This is a genomic window from Moorena bouillonii PNG, from assembly GCF_001942495.1.
GTDB classification, from domain to species: Bacteria; Cyanobacteriota; Cyanobacteriia; order Cyanobacteriales; family Coleofasciculaceae; genus Moorena; species Moorena bouillonii.
This window is the reverse complement of record NZ_MKZS01000001.1, coordinates 53,189-73,161: the sequence shown is the minus strand read 5'-3', so window position 1 is coordinate 73,161 and position 19,973 is coordinate 53,189. Positions and strand designations below refer to the sequence as shown.

19 protein-coding genes are annotated in these 19,973 nt (G+C 44.6%); 11 read left to right on the top strand and 8 right to left on the bottom strand.

Annotation, left to right across the window (positions count from 1 at the left end):
- Positions 1–218: 218 nt before the first annotated feature.
- Positions 219–1,658 (top strand): signal recognition particle protein, encoded by a 1,440-nt coding sequence (gene ffh, locus BJP37_RS00295; protein ID WP_075895584.1) that lies wholly within the window; start codon positions 219–221, stop codon positions 1,656–1,658.
- Here the strand turns inward: ffh and BJP37_RS35215 are convergent.
- Positions 1,653–2,036, bottom strand: coding sequence for a hypothetical protein (locus tag BJP37_RS35215; protein ID WP_143727396.1), 384 nt, complete (start codon positions 2,034–2,036; stop codon positions 1,653–1,655). The genes ffh and BJP37_RS35215 overlap by 6 nt on opposite strands.
- 69 nt (positions 2,037–2,105) lie before the next feature.
- Between BJP37_RS35215 and rpsP the strand changes: the two genes are divergently transcribed.
- The 3 genes from rpsP to BJP37_RS00275 all read left to right on the top strand — a co-directional run bounded on the left by rpsP (position 2,106) and on the right by BJP37_RS00275 (position 3,912).
- On the top strand, positions 2,106–2,354 hold the full coding sequence (gene rpsP / locus BJP37_RS00285) for a 30S ribosomal protein S16 (protein ID WP_071102122.1): 249 nt from the start codon (positions 2,106–2,108) through the stop codon (positions 2,352–2,354).
- Positions 2,329–2,745, top strand: a complete 417-nt coding sequence (locus BJP37_RS00280) for a KH domain-containing protein (RefSeq protein WP_075895580.1) — start codon at positions 2,329–2,331, stop codon at positions 2,743–2,745. Before rpsP ends, BJP37_RS00280 begins: the two co-directional genes overlap by 26 nt.
- Positions 2,746–2,955: 210 nt before the next feature.
- Positions 2,956–3,912, top strand: a complete 957-nt coding sequence (locus BJP37_RS00275) for a PhoH family protein (protein WP_075895578.1) — start codon at positions 2,956–2,958, stop codon at positions 3,910–3,912.
- A 14-nt stretch (positions 3,913–3,926) separates the two neighbouring features.
- Here the strand turns inward: BJP37_RS00275 and BJP37_RS00270 are convergent, their stop codons facing one another.
- Positions 3,927–7,895: a CHAT domain-containing protein gene (locus BJP37_RS00270; protein ID WP_158069333.1), complete on the bottom strand. Its 3,969-nt coding sequence runs from the start codon at positions 7,893–7,895 to the stop codon at positions 3,927–3,929.
- Between the two features lie 374 nt (positions 7,896–8,269).
- Positions 8,270–8,434 carry a hypothetical protein gene (locus BJP37_RS40620; RefSeq protein WP_198953930.1) on the bottom strand — a complete coding sequence of 55 codons (165 nt, stop codon included), beginning with the start codon at positions 8,432–8,434 and terminating at the stop codon, positions 8,270–8,272.
- Between the two features lie 78 nt (positions 8,435–8,512).
- Here BJP37_RS40620 and BJP37_RS44475 point away from each other — a divergent pair, with 78 nt between their 5' ends.
- From BJP37_RS44475 to BJP37_RS00255, 3 genes are all read left to right on the top strand, one after another.
- Positions 8,513–8,794 carry a helix-turn-helix domain-containing protein gene (locus tag BJP37_RS44475; RefSeq protein ID WP_075895574.1) on the top strand — a complete coding sequence of 94 codons (282 nt, stop codon included), beginning with the start codon at positions 8,513–8,515 and terminating at the stop codon, positions 8,792–8,794.
- 9 nt (positions 8,795–8,803) lie between these two features.
- Entirely contained in the window at positions 8,804–9,898 is a 1,095-nt protein-coding gene (locus BJP37_RS40615) for an RNA-guided endonuclease InsQ/TnpB family protein (protein WP_075895572.1), read from the top strand.
- Between the two features lie 410 nt (positions 9,899–10,308).
- Positions 10,309–11,136: a DUF6816 family protein gene (locus tag BJP37_RS00255; protein WP_075895570.1), complete on the top strand. Its 828-nt coding sequence runs from the start codon at positions 10,309–10,311 to the stop codon at positions 11,134–11,136.
- Positions 11,137–11,172: 36 nt separating this feature from the next.
- On the opposite strand, the gene BJP37_RS43140 is transcribed toward BJP37_RS00255, so the two are convergent.
- On the bottom strand, positions 11,173–11,307 hold the full coding sequence (locus BJP37_RS43140; RefSeq protein ID WP_269086923.1) for a hypothetical protein: 135 nt from the start codon (positions 11,305–11,307) through the stop codon (positions 11,173–11,175).
- A gap of 479 nt (positions 11,308–11,786) precedes the next feature.
- Complete coding sequence (locus BJP37_RS00250) at positions 11,787–12,692, bottom strand: alpha/beta fold hydrolase (RefSeq protein ID WP_075895568.1); 906 nt, start codon at positions 12,690–12,692, stop codon at positions 11,787–11,789.
- 329 nt (positions 12,693–13,021) lie between these two features.
- On the opposite strand from BJP37_RS00250, the gene BJP37_RS00245 reads away from it, so the two are divergent.
- The 4 genes from BJP37_RS00245 to BJP37_RS00230 all read left to right on the top strand — a co-directional run bounded on the left by BJP37_RS00245 (position 13,022) and on the right by BJP37_RS00230 (position 16,827).
- Entirely contained in the window at positions 13,022–13,570 is a 549-nt protein-coding gene (locus tag BJP37_RS00245; RefSeq protein ID WP_075905614.1) for a thioredoxin family protein, read from the top strand.
- 121 nt (positions 13,571–13,691) lie between these two features.
- Positions 13,692–14,420: a UMP kinase gene (gene pyrH, locus BJP37_RS00240; RefSeq protein WP_075905612.1), complete on the top strand. Its 729-nt coding sequence runs from the start codon at positions 13,692–13,694 to the stop codon at positions 14,418–14,420.
- Complete coding sequence (gene frr / locus BJP37_RS00235) at positions 14,407–14,955, top strand: ribosome recycling factor (RefSeq protein ID WP_075895566.1); 549 nt, start codon at positions 14,407–14,409, stop codon at positions 14,953–14,955. The genes pyrH and frr overlap by 14 nt, the downstream gene beginning before the upstream one ends.
- Positions 14,956–15,900: 945 nt before the next feature.
- Positions 15,901–16,827: an SDR family NAD(P)-dependent oxidoreductase gene (locus BJP37_RS00230; RefSeq protein ID WP_081431017.1), complete on the top strand. Its 927-nt coding sequence runs from the start codon at positions 15,901–15,903 to the stop codon at positions 16,825–16,827.
- Between the two features lie 368 nt (positions 16,828–17,195).
- Here BJP37_RS00230 and BJP37_RS00225 read toward each other — a convergent pair whose 3' ends face one another.
- The 3 genes from BJP37_RS00225 to BJP37_RS00220 form a co-directional block, all read right to left on the bottom strand.
- Entirely contained in the window at positions 17,196–18,308 is a 1,113-nt protein-coding gene (locus tag BJP37_RS00225) for a T3SS effector HopA1 family protein (RefSeq protein ID WP_075895564.1), read from the bottom strand.
- Positions 18,292–18,417: a hypothetical protein gene (locus tag BJP37_RS43135; protein ID WP_269086922.1), complete on the bottom strand. Its 126-nt coding sequence runs from the start codon at positions 18,415–18,417 to the stop codon at positions 18,292–18,294. Before BJP37_RS43135 ends, BJP37_RS00225 begins: the two co-directional genes overlap by 17 nt.
- Before the next feature lie 293 nt (positions 18,418–18,710).
- Positions 18,711–19,871, bottom strand: a complete 1,161-nt coding sequence (locus BJP37_RS00220; RefSeq protein ID WP_075905610.1) for a phosphotransferase — start codon at positions 19,869–19,871, stop codon at positions 18,711–18,713.
- Positions 19,872–19,973: the final 102 nt, after the last annotated feature.

Here is a 19,973-nt window from a genome sequence, read left to right as displayed (position 1 = left end):
CCGAATTCCGCAGTAGCTCTTAAGTCACCCCTTGATTTTAAACCCTTGAATCAATGTCACGAATAGCCCAGGGTTAAATGCTTACCAACACATTGAACTACAATCCCCAAAAGCGCTATGCTAGTAAGGTGTGTAGCTAAGAGGTGTGGTATATCAAAACTCTGGCGACTCAGTAAAGTAACCATAAAAACAAAACCATCACAATTGACAATTGACGTATGTTTGATGCTCTCGCCGAACGCTTAGAAGATGCTTGGAAAAAACTACGGGGTCAGGACAAGATCTCTAGTTCTAACATCCAAGACGCCCTAAAAGAAGTGCGTCGCGCCCTCTTATCAGCAGACGTCAACCTACAAGTAGTCAAAGATTTCGTTGCTGGAGTAGAAGCGAAAGCACAAGGCAGTGAAGTCATATCAGGTGTTCGCCCTGACCAGCAGTTCATCAAAATAGTCTACGACGAACTGGTGCAAGTGATGGGGGAAACCAATATTCCCCTAGCCCAAGCAGACACCCCACCAACCGTTGTGCTAATGGCTGGTCTACAAGGTACTGGTAAAACTACGGCTAGTGCAAAACTCGCTTTACATCTGCGTAAGCAAGAACGTAGCTGTCTGCTAGTGGCTACAGACGTGTATCGACCCGCAGCCATTGATCAATTGGTAACCCTCGGTAAACAAATTGATGTACCGGTGTTTGAGTTAGGTACAGAAGCTGACCCAGTAGACATTGCTCGTCAAGGGGTAGAACGGGCAAAAGCAATGGCTATCGATACGGTAATTATCGATACAGCGGGACGACTGCAAATCGACCAAGACATGATGGGAGAACTCTCCCGCATCAAAGAAACCGTCCAACCCCACGATACCCTACTAGTGGTGGATGCCATGACTGGTCAGGAAGCAGCAACCCTGACCCGCACCTTCCATGAGCAAATCGGTATTACTGGGGCAATTCTCTCCAAACTTGATGGGGATAGTCGTGGTGGTGCTGCCCTTTCAGTCAGGCAAATTTCAGGTCAGCCGATTAAATTTGTTGGGGTTGGGGAAAAGGTCGAGGCACTACAACCATTTTATCCTGACCGCATGGCATCCCGGATTCTGGGTATGGGGGATGTACTGACCTTGGTTGAGAAAGCCCAGGAAGAGATTGACATCGCTGATGCTGAACAGATGCAACAGAAAATGCTGGAAGCAAAATTTGACTTCAGCGATTTCTTGAAGCAGATGCGCCTGTTAAAGAACATGGGATCCCTTGGTGGCTTGATGAAACTAGTTCCAGGCATGGGCAAACTCAGTTCTTCTCAACTTCAACAAGGGGAAACCAAGCTCAAGCAGTCCGAAGCTATGATTAGCTCCATGACCTCCGAGGAGCGTCGTAACCCAGATTTATTAGCTAGCTCTCCGAGCCGCCGCCGCCGCATTGCCCAAGGTTCTGGTCATACGGAAAAAGACGTCAGGGGTCTGGTGAGTGAATTTACCAGAATGCGATCGCTTATGCAGCAAATGGGTCAAGGTCAGATGCCAGCCATGGGGGGCTTAGGTGGTATGTTCGGTGGTATGGGTGGTGGAAATCCTCGTAATCTACCTGGTTGGCGTGGTAGTGGCTCTGGCAAGAAAAAGAAAAAAGGTAAGAAGAAGAAGGGATTTGGGCAATTATAGTAGAAAGTTAGCCAGTTGTTCGCGTAGCGTGGCCTTTTGGCCAAGGTTAGCCAGTTGAAGGTTAGAAGGTTGTTCGCGTAGCGTGGCCTTTTGGCCAAGGTTAGAAGGTTGTTCGCGTAGCGTGGCCTTTTGGCCAAGGTTACGCTGAAGGTTAGCCTGTTGTTCGCCTTTGGCGTTCGGTGTAGGGTAGGTTAGCCTGTTGTTCGCCTTTGGCGTTCCCATAGGGTAGGTTAGCTGGTAGAAGGTAACGCGGTAAAAGGTGACACAGAAGAAGGTTAGCCTGAAGGTTAGGCCGTTCCCTGAGGCGTGCGCAGTAGGGTAGCTGAGAAGATTGTGAACAGGTAGCGGCTTGCCTGCTGAGTCAGTTACAATCTTCACAATTCAACCTGTTCACTTTCAAACCCCCAAAGATCGCTTAAAATCAAACAGGTGAATTAATTAGGTACAATGATCAAAATCAGATTAAAACGATTCGGCAAAAAGCGTGAAGTAAGCTATCGAATAGTGGCAATTCCCAGCAGTGCACGCCGTGATGGGCGTCCTCTAGAAGAACTGGGATTCTATAATCCAAGAAATGATGAAACGAGGCTGAATGTACCAGCAATAGTGAAGTGGCTCAAAAATGGAGCTCAGCCAACACAAACCGTGCGTAATATCTTGCAAAAAGCTAATGTTTTTGAACAAATCCGTACCTGAAATCCTATCTGCTTCTGTTAGAGATGATGACCCAGATTATTCAGCACTGGTGAGATTTTTAATCGAGCCGTTCTTGGAATCACCAGACTCCCTCAGCGTAGACTGTGAGAAATCAAATGGGAAAGAGCGTGTCTGGATTCGACTAGCTTTTAATGGAGAGGATAAAGGGCGAGTTTTCGGTCGGGGTGGTCGCAATATTCAAGCGATTCGGACAGTAATTAAAGCAGCAGCCCAAGCTGCTGGCCAAACTGTTTATTTGGATATCTATGAAGGCTCAGGCTCAGGTAGTAGCCCTCGTCGAGACAATGGCCCTAGTCGTAGAACCATTGTCAGAAGAAATTTACCTCGCCGAGTTGCCAGACCTAGAGTAACTCCAAGATTTCCCTCCTAAGTTCTCTATTGCAATAGTTTTGAAGGTTTGGGTAATGAGAGGACAATGGAGAAAAGGGGGTGAAGAACATCCGGCTGCTGTACCTCTCATTACCAATGGCAGGAAACCTTGAAGATTGGTCAAGATTGGTAGATTGAGTTGTCTATTAAGTTACTTTAAGTTACCAGTTAACTTCGATAGTTGAGACAGCAAGCCTGTAGTTGATAAACCTTGAGTGAAGTATCCAAAACAATTGAGCTACCCAGCCCAGAAAGTGCAATCGCCTTGGTTGGAGACCAGGAAGAAAACCTGAAAACCCTATCACGGCAAACCGGTGCGCATCTGGTGCTGCGAGGGCAAGAGTTATTGATTTCTGGCACCGAGAAACAGGTCGAGCGGGTATCATCCCTAGTGCGATCGCTTAAAATTTATTGGATCGAAGGTAAAAGGATTACAGGAGTAGACATCCAAACTGCAATTCATGCCTTAGATACTAAGCGACAGGATGAATTACAAGATTTACATCAAGATGTGCTGGCTCATACTCGCCGGGGTGAGGTCATCCGAGCTAAAACCTTCCGGCAACGGCAGTATATCAAAGCTGTACTAAGCCATGACCTCACCTTCTGTGTGGGACCAGCAGGTACTGGCAAAACTTTCCTAGCTGTGGTAATCGCCGCTCAGGCGTTACTAAATAATCAATATGAACGGCTGATTCTGACACGACCAGCGGTAGAAGCTGGTGAAAAACTTGGCTTTTTACCGGGAGACTTGCAGCAGAAAATTAATCCCTATTTGCGCCCCCTCTATGATGCTCTCCATGAACTGATTGATACAGAGAAGACTGCCAATTTAATGGAACGGGGCATTATTGAAGTGGCTCCCCTAGCGTATATGCGAGGTCGCACCCTCAATAATGCCTTCGTGATTATTGATGAAGCTCAGAATACCACACCAGCCCAGATGAAGATGGTTTTGACTCGTTTGGGTTCACGTTCTCGGATGGTAGTGACTGGTGATCTCACCCAGACCGATTTATCTAGCAACCAACCCTCAGGATTAGCGGTAACCCTAAAAATTTTAAGATCTGTAGAAGGCATTGCTTTCTGCGAACTCACCAATAAGGATGTTGTCCGTAATGCCCTCGTTCAGAGGATTGTTACTGCTTATCAAAATTATGAAAAGTGAAGAATTGGTATAAACTAGGGATCTCCAACCAGAGTGAAAGCAGCCCAATAGTAGGGATGAGAAAAGCTTTGTTTTCCTGGTCCTGACAATTCTGGCGGTAACGAGATGTTCTTGCCCGAGCCATATAACTGATTATTCTCGATACGCACATTGCCTTGAATCATCGCTAACTGTGCCTGTCGTAAAGCTTCGCTTTTACTCGATGTCTTTTTCAACTGACGGTAAAACTCAGTAGTCAGCCCCAGAGCACCTTGATCACTGACATACCAAAGGGTTGCCAACGTTGAGTCAACTCCTGCCTGAAAGGCTGACCCAGCAAAACCCAACTCTGCTTCTCGATTGCCCAAAGCAGTTCGGCAAGCACTGAGTACCAATAACTCTACCGATGGCTCATAAAGCAAATTTTCCATTTCATACAGCCTTAGTTTGTGGTTCCACATCTGAATGTAGGAATCGTTAGGAGTTCCTGGGTTGAACTCTGCATGGGTGGCTAGGTGAATGATCCCATATTGCTGCTGTTCTCGTTGAGCCCTTAAATTGTCCATAGTAAAGGCTTCGTTGAGAAAAGAGCGACCTTTCCACAGTTTTTCAGTGATGGTGGTTAACTCTACTTCTACCCCAGGCAAAGGTTGTTGATAAGCAAATTTCGATGCTCCCATTGCCAGAACCTGGAAGGGTCTAACATCTGTATGACGAGAATAGGTTAAGCTCAGACTAGGCACCAAGTTAACACCATATTTCTCAACCAGATATTGTTGCCCATCGTAGATAGCTGCTATAGGTAGGGAGCGCAAACCCTCATCCATAGCAAATATTAGGCTCTGAATCTTGCGGTTATTTAATTCCTTCTCCAAGGGCGCTATGATCCATCGATAAAGTTGCTCAGCTGGGTAATGGTGGTCTTTGGCATCCAAGCTGTCGGCATTGCTAAGCGATCGCTGAAATCTATTGGTCACAGCTAGGACTTGATCACGACTGGCACCATTGATTTGCCGCACAATTGGATTACCTTCAGCTGTGATCACCAACAGTTCCAGCTGGTCATTTGGTTGTGGTAAGCAACGCTCTGGTGCTTGAGGAACCTCAGAGAGTCGGTAACCAAACCGTCGGTCGATTTTGGAAACAGGGATTGAGGGAGCTTGACATCGAGTGCCTGGTAATGTACCGGAATTTTCGACAAAACTGACGTAAATAACGGCAGTCTTTAGCCCTGTCTCCCTCTCAAGCTCCCGAGTCCGATTGCGGACATCATTCTGAGTGTTGATTTTGGCCTTAAACGGTCGCTGAAAGTGTGACTCATATTCTTTGGTGAAGGCTTCTTCAATTAAATAAACTGGGTCAGTTTCAGGTGAAACTTCTTCAGTTGTGGAATTTGATTGAGATGAAGCAGTAGGGGTTCCAGGTTCTGAAGTACCAGGGTCTGAACTACTAGCGTCTGAGCTAGAGGGCTCTGCCGTGTCACTTATAGTCTTGTCAGAGGGGGAAACGGAAGTCTCGTTACCAGTGTTTCCATCGTTGGACTCACTTCTGTCAGAGGCTTTGTCATTAACAATTCCATTACCTCCGTCCAATCTAGGGTCAGGGTCAGGCTTGATCTGGTCAGGTCGAGAACCTTTGCCAGTGTCTTTGTCTATAGGTTTTATGATTGGGTCTGTGTCGTCTATAGGTTTTATGATTGGGTCTGTGTCGTCTATAGGTTTTATGATTGGGTCTGTGTCGTCTATAGGTTTTATGATCTGGTCTGTGTCGTCTATAGGTTTTATGATCTGGTCTGTTTCGTTTTGTTGGTTTGTTTCGTTTTGTTGGTTTGTTTCCTCTTCTGTATTAGTATCTGTGGGAAAACGGCTAAAAATCAAATCACCTATACTCCCTTCACCGAAAGCCCGCAAATCTCCCTGGATTTGATCTTTTATTTGTTGTTCCTGCTCTCGGCTGCTCTCTTGCTGACTAACAAACTCTACATCACCAGCATCAGCACTACCTCGAGCTCTTGTCCTGAGTTCCAACTTACCAGAGTCGATATTATCTAAATTTGGAACCTGAAACGTTACTTTCCCAGGATTCCCATCGTTTGAAACCTCAGTATTGATATCGAGGTTTTTTGCCTCTATCCTAATACTGCCCTCTTTGGTTTCCAAAAATACATTACCAGAATTATTACCATTTGTTTCTGTGGTTCTTATTTGGGTTAAATTATTATTTATAATATTATTATTTGTCCCATCACTATTGCTATTGCGAAAAATAATGTCACCTTTAGCAGATAATATCACAGGACCAGCATCACCTTGAATTCCAGGAGCATTATTACCACCACCATTAGGAGGATTACTGGTATCGATCTTACCAATGGTGATACTGCCTGATGAAGCATCTCTAGAATTGTCCGTAACTTGAGATGAAGCATCTCCAGAATTTACCGCCACTTGATTGCTCAATTCATTTTTATTCAAACCCGCCCTTAAAATCACGGCACGAGTAGTTTTTAAGGTTTGATTCTCTAATTTGTTTAAAGTATCACTATCTAATTCGTTCCGCTCTGAAGTGGAAACTAACTCTAATAAATTTTCTCGCTGAGTATCTGTTAACTCTGATTCTAAATTTGGTAGCCCAGTATCTGGTGCAGTGATTTTGATATTCCCACCTTCAATATTTCCTGTGGATTCTACTTTAAGAGAAGACCCTGTGTAATCCCCAAACCTAACATCCCCGTCAGCAGTAATAATTGGGTCTTGGAGGCTAACAAAGTTACCTGGTTGACCAGCTAAATTCTCAATGGAGAATTTACCGCCACTGGCAAAGTGAGCATCTGTAGAGATCTTGCCATCGCTGACCAATGTCAGGTCACCACCACTCTCGAAGCGGGTGTTGGGATTCTTCAGTGCTAGGATATCAATGCCCCCATCCCCCTGAATCTTGAGGTTTCCTTCTGCTACCGCTTGGAAGGAATTCTCTAGTGTGTCCCTGATCAGCACCGTATTCTTGGCCAATAGGCTTAAGTCCCCGGTGGTAGATAGCTGGCTTTCCTTGAGAGTGAGATCATTGTTGGCAGACAGGATTGCCCTTTGTGCTGTTAGGTCCTTAACAGTTACATCCCCAGGCGCTATAGTGATGCCAGAACTAGTCAAGGTCACGGTTTTATTATCACCATTATCCGTGAATTCTGTGGCATGACTGACACCATCCCCGGTTAATAGCTCAGCTAAAGAGAGCGGTGTAAAAGATTGTTCTGCTGTGGAAGGATCTGAGGGTAGGGGTTCAACTTCCAAATTCAGCAACAGTCCTTCCTGGCTAATTTTTACCAAACGTTCCCCAGGCACAGCAGCTATAGTAATTGTTGCGTCTGGAAGCTCCAGTTGATTGGTGTTGATGACAGTACCACCGATTAAACTGAGGTTATTGCCTGCTGCGACTTCTAGCTTACCCTCATTAAAAATTAGTCCCGGTGTCTCGGATGTATCAAACGCAAAGGCACTGGGTGTACCGACTAAAGTAGAGTAGTCATTGGCACTAAAGGCATTAAACCAATTGTCATCACCAAAGCCAATCCTAGTCGCCGTAGTTGCGGTGAATGAAGCAGGTACATCCAGCTGGGCATTAGCACCAAAAATTATCCCCGCTGGGTTCATTAAAAACAGGTTAGGGCTGCCCTCCCCTGTGACTTTTATTAGACCGTTGATCACAGAAGCATTACGACCAGTAACCCGACTCAGAATGTTTTGTATACCCGGTTGAGATAGGAAGTTAGCAATTTGGTCTTGGTCTAGACCAAACTTCTGAAAGCTGTGAAAGAGATTATCTCCAGAGCGAATGCCACCATCAATGTCAAATTGATTGCCATCGAGGGTGACTTGGGTCTGAGTGCCATCATCGGCTGGAATAGGCTGGGCTTGAGTTGGCATGACACCAATATGGGCTACCAACAAAGATACGGCTGCCAGGGACTGGCTGATTTGACTCACAGCTAATTTGATTTGGCTCATGGGTAATATCGTTTTTAATCGGCTATCCTGAATTCCAAAATGCATTAGTCAACTACAGGATGAGATTAGCAATTTCCTAATACGTCTGTTTTTAAGCTGAGGTCAGATGCACCCTGGGGTATCAGCTGCTTAGGAGTGAATCACACTGAATCACACTGAATCACACTGAATCACAATACTGAGGGGAATAGTACTATGAGTCAGGGTTTGGTAAACATCAGGCTGGTGACCTTAACTGAAATCTTGAAGCCTTTATTAAGATCTAAGTATATACACTAGTATTATATATACTCTTTTATCGATTAGGGGAGCTTGAGGGGAAAAGAATACCCCATCCCTGCGACGGGTGGGGATGAATTTTCCCCTCAAAATTGCTAAGGTAGTACACCAGTTTTTCCGAAGGCTTCCAGATATTCTGACAGACTCAATCCCGCTTTAGCTGCCATTTGCTTTAACCCGTCCCAAGCGGCATTGGTGGTTCTAACTGTATGAGCTGACTTTGGCTCATGATGAATACAAGGTCTTCCTGATTTTTTCATACGTTAATCCTGTTACCTACTTGTCAAGTATATTTCTGTAAGCTTAATCCGCGATAGCACAGGAAAAAGGTCGATACCATGCAATTAGGATACGTCTATAAACTCAAACCTAGTCCTCAGCAAGAAGCTATCATGATTAAATGGCTAGACATGCTGTTGAGTCAATATAATTACTTGTTGAGAGATAGAAGTGATTCCTATGAACAAGTCAAATCTCCAAAGCTGGGGAATTATTGTGATCTAAGAAGTCATGGAGAGGCGTGTCCACTTACTTGTTCGGTAAGCAAATCAAGTTCTGTTGGGTATCCATGGAAAAATACCAAAAACCCTAGGCGTAGTGCGTACGAGATTCAAAGTTAAACTCTTCCTGTGCTAAAAAAACAGCGCCCCTGGTACAAGCAGATTCATTCAACTGTCTTACAACAAATGCTAAGGCAATTGGATACTGCTTTTACAAAGTTTTTCAAAGGAGAGGCTAGGTATCCAAAACCTAAAAGACGCTCTCGCTATCGGAGTTTTAAATACTCTCCAGGTCAGGTAAAACTAGACGGTAATCGAATTTACTTGCCTGGGATTGGCTGGATGGGCTTTTATAATTCCCGTCCTATTCCGGATGGTTTTACGATGAAATCGGTTACTGTCCGTCGAAAGTCACGAGGCTGGTTTGTCAGCATTCAAATCGAAGATAAATCAGTCCCATTGCCTCCTGTCAAGACTAGGGACGAAATAGATCCAGGACGTGTCAAAGGGTGTGATCTTGGGATCAGGAAGCTTGTCAGTATTTCTGATGGTCAAATCATTGCAAATCCAGCCAAAAGCAGTAAATTTAATCGCCAATCAAGACGTTTAAAACTGAGACAGAGAGCTGCAAGTCGTAAGCGAAAAGGCTCAAAAAATCGTAAAAAGTCATTCAAAAAAGTGGGTTCATTGCATGAACGGATTGAAAATGGGCGCTCGGTATACCACTGGGAAACTGCCAAAAAATTAGTTGATGGTGCAGATGCCCTGGTGTTTGAAGATTTGAACATTAAGGGCATGAAATCTCGCTGTAAGCCCAAGCCCAACGAAAATGGCGGATACGATTCGGCAAAGCCGACGCTTCGCGAACGTAATGGACAATCAGCCAAAAGAGGACTTAACCGCTCAATCTCTGATGCTGCCTGGGGGGAATTGATCAAGAAAATCGAAGTCGTGGCTGCAAAGTCAGGCATTCCAGTAATCAAGGTAAGCCCTAGGCATACATCCCAAGAATGTCCAAAATGCCATCACACCAGTGCAGAAAATCGATCTGGAGAAAAGTTTGTCTGCACTGAATGCGGCTATCACGATGATGCTGATGTCAATGGTGCAGTAAACATCAAAAACAGGGGTCTCAAAAAACTGGGGATTAACCCCTCCCAGCTACCTTCGGTTCGTTCGCGTAGCGTGGCCTACGGCCAGGGAAAGTTACGCCCACGGAGATAACAGTCGCGCACGATTGTACCTGGGAATCCCAATTCCTGCGACGGATGGGGAGGTTCAATATGAACATTACTGATTAACTTTGTTCCCGTTAATTTATATTAACTTCACGAAATCTTTGTGATATAGCCAGATAGTTTAAGGCAAATTAAAATTAAGTGAAATCATCGATTATCAAGAACTCTAGAGATTTTGGACAGTTCTCGCGAGAGTGAACTCTACTTGAGAGTTAGCGCTGGATTAGGCTAAAGGATATCTAAAAGGATATCTCAGTGGAAACACCGATACTGCAGACACCCAAAGTTAAAATGGTAAAGGTCAGCACTCCCCTGTTGCTTTGATTCTTGATTAGATGGGGGGATCTGCCTTACCGGCAAGATCGCTGACCAGTCTAAGGTGAGAGGAATTTTGGTTTGAGAAGAATTTTGGGATTATGTCTGGTGTTAACCTTGCTCCTGGTTGGTGGTGAGGCTCAGGCAGGAGAGTTAGCTCAGCGTTTAGGTCAGTTTCCCGATTGGAAAAGCAAACCGCCAGTCACAGCGGCGACCGGGGATTTGCTATATCCCACTTGGATCAAGGGGACTTGGAAAGTTACCAGCACCCTGATCGAGCAGATAGCACCTCTAGCACCAGAAATAGTGACACCAGGATTTGAAGGTAATCGCAGTCATCTCAAGGAGCCCATTAGTTTTCTGGTGCGGTTTCAACAAGTTGGGAAATCAAGCTCAGGACTTGGGGATTGGTTTATTCCCTTTAGAACTAGACGTTCTAGAAAAAATCTATCAGTATTAAAACCTACCTCAGAGGTGGTTGCTGAAGACGTGGTTGCTGACCGAGGGTTCAATGGGTTGAATATTGCTAGGGCTTACCTAGGCGATCGCATAATTAGAGCTGTCAAAGTAGACCCCAATACCCCTAATCGTCAGATTACCCTTCTGCGCACCGGGAGCCAACTAGTTTCAGTGATTACTGGTCGCGCTTCTGAAATACCAGCTCCCGATCAGTTTATTGCCACAGAAGTTGTCAACCAAGTTTTTCGCGGTACTCGCCGACCTTTTTTCAACGAAGTAGAAACCACAACAGCATATCAGTTCCATAAATCACCTAGTCCGATTATTAAGGCTGACCAAGTCACAGCAGTTTATCTGTCACCACAAGACCCCGATTACTTTAAAGCCTTGGAAAAACCTGTGGCTCTCTATCGCTATAGATTAGAGCTAGTAGCAGTCAAGGACGGTTGAAGGTTAACAGGTTGAAGGTTGTTAAAGGGTTGAAGGTTAACAGGTTGAAGGTTGAAAGTTGTTCGCGTAGCGTGGCCTTTTGGCCAAGGTTGAAAGTTGTTCGCGTAGCGTGGCCTTTTGGCCAAGGTTAACCCCTTGAAGGTTAACCGGTTGTTCGCGTAGCGTGGCCAAAGGCCAAGGTTGTTAAAGGGTTGACGTTTGTTCGCGTAGCGTGGCCAAAGGCCAAGGTTGTTAAAGGGTTGACCGTTGAATGTTACGGTAATGGTTTTAGGGGTTAGGTGTTGGGTTAAGAGTACTAGTGGCGTTGGGAAGGTGTTGGGGGATTTGCGATCGCGATTGTAACTGGGTAACCTTAAACCTTAAACCTTAAACCTTAAACCTTAAACCTTAAACCTTCAACCTTAAACCTTCAACCTTAAACTTTCAACCTTCAACCCACTAACCTTCAACCTTAAACTTTCAACCTTCAACCCACTAACCTTCAACCTTAAACCTTAAACTTTCAACCTTCAACCCACTAACCTTCAACCTTAAACCTTAAACTTTCAACCTTCAACCCACTAACCTTCAACCTTCAACCCACTAACCTTCAACCTTCAACCCACTAACCTTCAACCTTCAACCCACTAACCTTCAACCCTTTAATAACCTTAAACCCGATTTTCCCCAATCCAATTGAGCAAAATCGGGTTGACTATCTCTGGTGCTTCATCTTGGGGACAATGGCCCAAACCTTCTAAAGGAATAAACTTTTCTACCGTCGGGAATTTCGCTAATTCTCGTCCTAAGTCAATGGGTTCCCAGGGGTCTTCGGTGCCCCATAGTATGATGGCAGGGCAAGGCAAAATTGGGATCAGGTCTTCTGGTAGTGGTCCTTGAGAATAGCTAGTAAAGGCAATAAACACATCAGCTGCACCGGGATCAGCCGCTGGTGCCATGATCAGATCAACCAGTTCATCAGTGACGGCTTCTGGACGGCAGTAGGCTTGCAACAGAATATTACGCACTACTTTAGGCTTAGCCAGCTGACTAAAAAAATACTGGCCAACCCACTTAATTTTTAAGAATCGTTGAAGTACTGGTGCGCCAAGACGCTGATACCAAGGGAGTTCAGCCCGTTTACGCTCATGGAGTAGTCGTAGAGAAAAGTTGAGCAGGGCGACTCCTTTGGCTAGCTCTGGATTATCTACAGCGGTTTGCATTAGGGCAATACAACCAATAGAGTTTCCGACTAAAAATGCCGGACCACCAACCACCTCCTGACAGAAATCCGCAATTTGTTGCCCCCAGGTTTCAAAGGTATAGTCTATCTCTATACCAGGAGTCGGTTTAGCTGAAGCCCCAAAGCCAATCAAATCAATGGCATAACATCGGCAGTTTTCCCCCAACACTGGCAAGGTCTTGCGCCAATGTCCGGAAGATGCCCCAAAGCCATGCACCATCACCACAGCTGGTCCAGAATTACCGTAAGCTTTATACCCAATCGAAAAGCCCTGCCACATCCAGGTTTTTGTTTCAATCTGATCCCTGATTGGGGCTGTGAAAGAGGAGGACATGCTCAAAAAATCCCAAGTTATGCCATATTTACCTTTACATTGTGTAACAAAACCTAGTAACTATGGTAAATAGTCAGCTGCAAGAGTGGTGATTTTACGGATTGCCTATTCAGCCACGACAACCTATGGTGAAGGTTGCCAAAATGCTCCAGAAGCTCTTTTAGCATCTGAGCAGGTCGAATACCCTTGATTTAGAATTGGGTCGGGAAATTTCCCCTTGATGCTAAATTCGTCTATGAGCTAATTAGCGATCGCATCATCTCCCCTTAAGCAAAGCTTCCATGCTAAAGGGGGTTGACCCATCACCCATCACCTATCACCCATCACCCATGACTATAGAAAACATCATCATCACCATTGGCAGTTATGCTCCGGATTTTGAATTGCCGGGAACTGATGAGCAGGTTCACCATCTCTGCCGTTACTTAGAACGTTTCTCAGGAGTGGGAGTTATTTTCTTAGGCAACAACTGCCCCTATGTCAATTGCTACATCCCAAGACTCAAACAGATTCAAGACCAGTTTGAACATCAAGGTTTTACCCTAGTGGGCATTAATGCCAATGATGTTTATCAGTACCCCGCAGAGAGTTTTGAGGAAATGAAGCAGTTCTGCCAAACTCAGCAATTGAACTTTCCTTACCTTTGGGATCCAACTCAAGACGTAGCTCACAGCTTTGGTGCCCAGAAAACCACTGAGGCATTTTTAATTGACCATAAGGGAATTGTATGCTATAATGGGTCAATTGATGATAATCCCCAAGATGGTGACGCAGTACAAGCCCATTACTTGAACAGTGCGATCGCGTCTCTTTTAACAGGGCAAGAGATTTCACCACAATCAACTAAGGTAACTGGTAGTCCTATTCAGTGGCGATAATCCTTAAGCTGGGATTAAAAATGAGCGATCAGCGATGAGGGATCAGCTATGACCTATGACGAATGACAAATTTGACTGTTATCTTGATGTGGATAACAATTTCATAACAAAGAGTCGTGGCATGGGGATAAAATACCGAAGGGTTTTACTAAAATTGAGCGGTGAAGCCTTGATGGGCAATTTGGGCTACGGCATCTCACCGGAAGTGGTTCAGGAAATCGCAGCTGAAGTGGCTGCCGTTTTGAATGAAGGTGTTCAAATGGCAATCGTTGTCGGTGGTGGCAATATCTTTCGCGGACTCAAAGCTGCAGCGGGGGGGATGGATCGGGCAACTGCTGATTATATCGGTATGATTGCCACAGTGATGAATGCCTTGACTTTGCAAGATGCTCTAGAACGAAACGATATCCCGACACGGGTGCAAACTGCAATCGAAATGCAGGAAGTGGCAGAACCCTATATCAGGCGTCGTGCCATTCGCCACCTGGAAAAGGGACGAGTGGTTATTTTTGGGGCAGGTAGTGGTAATCCCTTCTTTACCACTGACACCACCGCTGCTTTACGAGCGGCAGAAATCGATGCTGAGGTAATATTTAAGGCAACTAAAGTTGATGGTATTTATGATTGTGATCCTAACCTGAATCCTAAGGCCCGACGGTATCAGAGCCTGACTTACAGCCATGTCCTAAGTCAGGATTTGCGGGTGATGGATAGTACTGCGATCGCATTATGTAAAGAGAATAACCTCCCAATTATGGTATTTGATCTAAGGGTGCGGGGTAATATTCACCGCGCTGTTATGGGAGAAACTGTTGGAACAATAGTGGGAGGTTCCTGTGCAATTAGCTGATGTCGAAACCAGTATGCATAAAGCTGTTGAGGCCACTCAACGGGCGTTCAATACCATTAGGACTGGTCGCGCCAGTACTAGTCTATTGGATCGGGTGATGGTTGAGTACTATGGTACCCCAACCCCCCTGAAATCTTTGGCTAATATCAACACGCCAGACGCTAGTACAATCACCATCCAACCTTACGACAAAAGTATGCTGAACCAGATCGAGAAAGCCATTACTCTTTCGGATCTGGATTTGCCTCCGAACAACAATGGTGAAGTAGTGCGGTTAAATATTCCTCCACTGACTAGCGAGCGCCGTAAAGAATTTGTCAAAATGGCAAGTAAGTTTGCGGAGGAAGGTCGAGTATCGATTCGCAATATCCGTCGTGATGCCGTTGACTCTGTCCGAAAAGAGGAAAAAAATAAGGAAATCTCTGAGGATGAGTCACGGGATTTGCAGGACGAGATTCAGAAGTTGACGAATAAATACACAAAAAAAGTTGATGAAGTGTTCGCGGCTAAAGAAAAAGACATCATGACTGTGTAATGCTACTGTGTAATGCTACTGTGTCATGTTACTGTGTCATGCTATTCTCGGTGGGGGGTGAGTTCATTTTGGCAACTCTTCCCTCTATCAGCATTCACAGTTGTGTGTAATTGTTGTACTTGTGTACTTACTAGTTATTTGATACTCATTTAAAAATGAACCGCTCATCCCACGACTAGCCAGGTCTAGGATGAGCGGAAATTTTTAATCTACTTGAACAAAATCACCCGCTCATGCCACGACTAGCCAGGTCTAGGATGAGCGGAATTTTTCAATCTACCTGAACACTTTGTTAATTTTCTCATATTTTTTATTGTTGAACAAAAAAACAAAATTTAGGAAGTAAACGACTCAATCCTAGATTTGGTAAGGGGTTCAAACAATATTGACTAAATGCTTCATCCTAATTGATGTATGAATTTTTCGTATATAAATGTAAAAAACAATAGGTTTATGTTAATATATGTTGCAGTTGAGAGTTAGTGTTGTTAGTGTAGGCTTATGGCTTAGTTACTGGTAAATACTCATTTCAAGGAGGGTACCAACCATGCTCTACATCAACACCGATTCTGGCTACGGATTAATTAAGTGATGCCAAAATGATTTGAAGGATATTTCGACCACCGATTCTTACCAAGTTTCCGCAACAAACCGGGGAGAAATATCTTAACCAGTTATCCACCAGATTGAATGGCAAATTGCCGCTGCTTTGACTCCCTTAGCCAATAGTCCGATAGCTAGGGTCGGGGATAAGGCTGTTGCCATCAATTATTTGTAGGTAGTCTTTACCAATTTTGAACTGCCTACGGATAACCCTTGCGTGGGAGCAAGATTTCACTGTCAATAGCTTCAGTGTCACTAACTTCACTGCGACTAATTTGAGTCTGAGTGGGTTTAGCGACGCATCCGATGCTTGTTTGTTTTCAACTATAGGTATTGTAGCACATGAAGATTCAGGGAAAAACGGCTCTGGTTACCGGAGCCTCTCGTGGTATTGGCAGAGCGATCGCTCTGGAATTAGCCCAACAAGGAATAAGACGCTTACTGTTGGTGGCGCGAAATCGCCAACGTTTAATAGAAGTGGCGGCTGAGATTGAACGACAAGGGGTACTAGTTGTGACGCTTGTCTTAGATCTAACCCAAATAGTAGGAGTCAATATTGCGATCGCACGAGCTTGGCGAAGTTACGGACCAATTGATTTGTTAGTTAACTGTGCTGGCGTTGCTCATCAAGCTCCTTTTCTAGAATCCAAACTGCAAAATTTGCAGGAAGAAATCGCCACGAATTTAATGGGTATGTACACAATGACTCGTTTAATTGGGCGACGCATGGCAGCACGACGAGAAGGCACTATTGTGAATGTTTCTAGTTTGATGGGTAAGGTGGCAGCACCGACGATGGCAAGCTATTCCGCTACCAAATTTGGGATTGTTGGTTTTACTCAAGCGTTACGGGGAGAGTTAGCGCGAGAAAATATCCGGGTAATGGCTTTACTGCCATCCTTAACAGATACTGATATGGCGCGAGGATTACACTTGTTTCGCTGGGTCTTGCCGATGACTCCCCAAAAAGTCGCTAAGGTACTAGTCGCCAAACTGGAGAAGAACTCATCGGAAATTTTAGTGGGATGGCAAAGTCATTTAGCTATATGGTGTCAGCGTTTCTTTCCTTCGCTATTGGAGAAAGTGTTACGGATTGTAGCTCCTCTGTCTAGAAGTAAAAGTTTTGGAGAAATAGCAAACAGGCAACAGGCAACAGGCAACAGGAAAGGATTTTGGAGAATAGTTTTGGATTTTGGCTTCTTTAGATCTAATATACAAACGTTTGATAAAGGGTTTGATCAAGGTTTGAAAGACAAGTTTCCTGATTAATCTTTCCGATTTGAACAGGACTTAGACAGCCTACAGATAGATTGGCTGCCTAAGAGGATATCTGAAAAGTTTTTTGATACTGAATTTTGCCCCCCTAGCCCCCCAACTTTGGGGGGAACAAGAGTCAATTTGCTTCTAAAAGTCCCCCAAAATTGGGGGATTTAGGGGGCTTGGATGTAGCAAATGGGACTTCTCAGACAACCTCTGAGAAAAACCATAAAAAATAGCCCAAGACTCTTCTTGGACTAAAAGACTAAAATTATTTTCTACCAGTTCTCAATTGGATAAGGTACTTTCGTCCTAGTTTTTAGGGAGCATGGAGCAGGGAGTGGAAAAAAATATGTGTACCTAACTCGTAATGATAATTGCTAGATATCTAAACACTGATAAATATCTTCAGAATTGGCATTGAGATAAACACGCTCCAAGTCAATCCCTAGCCTAGAAAATTGCCCAAGGATAGCCTTCATCCTTGCTTCAGTGGAATCATCCCCTTGATGCCAAGCGTCTAACAACCCATTGGCCACAATCTGACAGCGATTCATGCCAAAGCTTTCCTGTTCAGCAAATTTTTGGTCTGGTTCTTCTGCTAACCCCAAACCTGGTGCTAGCTCCATGGTAAATAGGGGCACGTCTGGCTGAAAATGGGATTGGTGCTCTGTATAAACAGTCTTTAAAACTCCCTCAACAGCGTCATAGTGACACTTATCAAAGTAGAGTACCCCAGAATCGTGCCGTTCGTAGTCTTTGGGATTGTACAAAACTTTAAAGTGGAACGGAATTTCGATTTCGTTCAGCTGTTGGGTTAAGCTACCCATTACGGCAACTGCACCGTCAGGAGTCAAGTTGAAGTAAATTCGCACAGTCACTGACTGGTCTGTTTGCGGACGATGTGCTTCTAGATTGCCAACGGCCATATAAAAGCCATTTTGCACCAAATTCTTAGGCATACGGATTGCTACTGAATCCCCGACCGTGGCAGATTGCTGGGATGCTGGCAGATGCTGCTCCCGTTCAATATGCAGCCTCAATCCTCCTTTAGTCACAGCCAAAGTGCCATCACTTTCTTCTCTGAGAACAGACCAACCAGGGTCAAAGTAGCCTTTGCCACTATTGCTGTCGTGCAGTCGCTGATAAAATCCCACATCTACTCCCAGGATGGTATTGTTCTCCAGGTCTACTGGCGCAGCTTCAGTATCTGCTTCCGGTGCGAGAGTATCTCGCATTGAGCCATTGTAATAAATACCATATAGAAAACTCCGCAGTTGCAGACTGATATATTTTTGCTGCATATCCTCGGGCATCCGTTGAAAACGTTCCACAGCTTCGGCTGGAATTTCCAACGGTTTGTAATCTGAATGGTGAATCGAGAAGTCTGATTGGATTTTTACTTTGTTAACAATATCGTCTAGAACGTCTAGTAATTGCTGATTGGTGATGGGGGATGGTTGAATTGCTGTAGAATCAAGTAGTTGGATCATGGTTTGGTAGGGAGTAGGGAGTAGGGAGTAGGGAGTAGGGAGTAGGGAGTCGGGAGTAGGGAGTAGGGAGTAGGGAGTAGGGAGTAGTAGGAAAGACCTTTGATATCATGTCCGGTTGAATAGTTATACTAAGCGCAAAAGCAAGGCAGAAGGCAGAAGGCAGAAGGCAGAAGTAAAGGAGTAAGGTTTGAAGGGATAAAGTTTTTTATAACTAATGATCCGGACATGATATGAAGAGTTTTTGATGTTATGAGAAATCAGCAAGATTGTTCATGACCTATTTGGAAATGCTATAGCGTTTATTGCATTTATGAGGTACGATTATCAACCTCAAAGTCCCCCTTATTAAGGGGGATAATGGGGGATCTCTTTGTAGCTCATGGGATAGAGAATTGCTATGTCTTAAACAGCGGAAGGACGGAGTTGGATTAATTCAGCAATAGCAGGGCCAAAAATCGTGGGCATGGATTTTTCTGGACGACACAACAAGGTCTTGGCAACCTGGAGCATGGCAATCCCGGCATTACCAAAGGATTTTTGGTACTCAATCATCGCCCGAATTCGTTGAATCAAACCAAAACCGGTAAATTGCACTACTGTCCGCAAGAAATCAGGTCGGTGTTCTAAAATTTCTGGAAAGGTTTCAAAATACCCTTTGGTTAGGGCAGCAATGGAAGGCTGGAGCTGTTCCAAGGGGGTCATGGCTAAACCTAGGGATTCTTCAATACTTAAAGATTTACTGATAACTAGGCTACTCAGCCAGATTTGGACATAGCTGCTGATCAGTGTTCCTAAATCAAACGCCGGGTCTCCCCAACTACAGCGCTCCCAATCAATTAGCCTGACCATGCTGGTACTTTCATGCTCCCAATCTTGGTGCAGAAGGATATTATTTAGCTTTAGGTCATTGTGGGTCAGACAGCAGGGGGCAAAACCATTCCCTAGTTGTGCGATCGCTTGCCCTAAACTATCGTATCGTTGATAAAGGGCAAAGAATTTCAGCCCGTCAGCAGGTACCGAACCAAAGATTTCCGGACCAATTCGTTCTAAACTGTTAACTAATCTAGGCACTTGCTCAGTGGTTTGATTATCGGTTTCGGTACAGAAGAAATCTTGATAGTCTTTACGATTAAATGTATGATGATGGATTTTTCCTAAGAGGGTGCCGATGGTGGCAGCAACCTCTGTAGGAAAGATATTTTCTTTGGCGTAGAAATCCATTAAATCCCGATAGTCATCGAGATAGCGGAAAACCATAATGGAATTCTCACCATCAAAATGCAACACCTCTGGTATCAAAGAGCGGAGGTTAGCAAGTTCTGGAAATTTCTGTAAGAATTCTTGAATTCGCCATTCATTCAAAAACTCACCAGCGGCTTTCCCTTCTTGGTTATGTCGCTCCTGCTTTACGAGCAGCTTATTACCATCTGGAAAGGTCAGCAATAAGTTAAAGTTCTTGGCTTCCAGTGGCTCAATTTTACTGAGAGCTTGCTCGGAGGGATTGCATAAACCACGATCAGCTAGATAGTCAAAAACATTATGAGAATTTAATATGAATGTCATAATTAGAGAATCGGGAAAAGGGAATCGGGAATCGGGAATCGGGAATCGGGAATTGGGAATCGGGAATCGGGAATCGGGAATCGGGAATCGGGAATCGGGAAT

Coding starts and splice junctions, on each gene's coding strand:
- ffh (WP_075895584.1), top strand. CDS start 219: ATGTTTGATGCTCTCGCCGAACGCTTAGAAGATGCTTGGAAAAAACTA.
- rpsP (WP_071102122.1), top strand. CDS start 2,106: ATGATCAAAATCAGATTAAAACGATTCGGCAAAAAGCGTGAAGTAAGC.
- BJP37_RS00280 (WP_075895580.1), top strand. CDS start 2,329: ATGTTTTTGAACAAATCCGTACCTGAAATCCTATCTGCTTCTGTTAGA.
- BJP37_RS00270 (WP_158069333.1), bottom strand. CDS start 7,895: ATGAGCCAAATCAAATTAGCTGTGAGTCAAATCAGCCAGTCCCTGGCA.
- BJP37_RS40620 (WP_198953930.1), bottom strand. CDS start 8,434: ATGAAAAAATCAGGAAGACCTTGTATTCATCATGAGCCAAAGTCAGCT.
- BJP37_RS44475 (WP_075895574.1), top strand. CDS start 8,513: ATGCAATTAGGATACGTCTATAAACTCAAACCTAGTCCTCAGCAAGAA.
- BJP37_RS00250 (WP_075895568.1), bottom strand. CDS start 12,692: ATGTCCTCCTCTTTCACAGCCCCAATCAGGGATCAGATTGAAACAAAA.
- BJP37_RS00245 (WP_075905614.1), top strand. CDS start 13,022: ATGACTATAGAAAACATCATCATCACCATTGGCAGTTATGCTCCGGAT.
- pyrH (WP_075905612.1), top strand. CDS start 13,692: ATGGGGATAAAATACCGAAGGGTTTTACTAAAATTGAGCGGTGAAGCC.
- BJP37_RS00230 (WP_081431017.1), top strand. CDS start 15,901: ATGAAGATTCAGGGAAAAACGGCTCTGGTTACCGGAGCCTCTCGTGGT.
- BJP37_RS00225 (WP_075895564.1), bottom strand. CDS start 18,308: ATGATCCAACTACTTGATTCTACAGCAATTCAACCATCCCCCATCACC.
- BJP37_RS43135 (WP_269086922.1), bottom strand. CDS start 18,417: ATGATATCAAAGGTCTTTCCTACTACTCCCTACTCCCTACTCCCTACT.
- BJP37_RS00220 (WP_075905610.1), bottom strand. CDS start 19,871: ATGACATTCATATTAAATTCTCATAATGTTTTTGACTATCTAGCTGAT.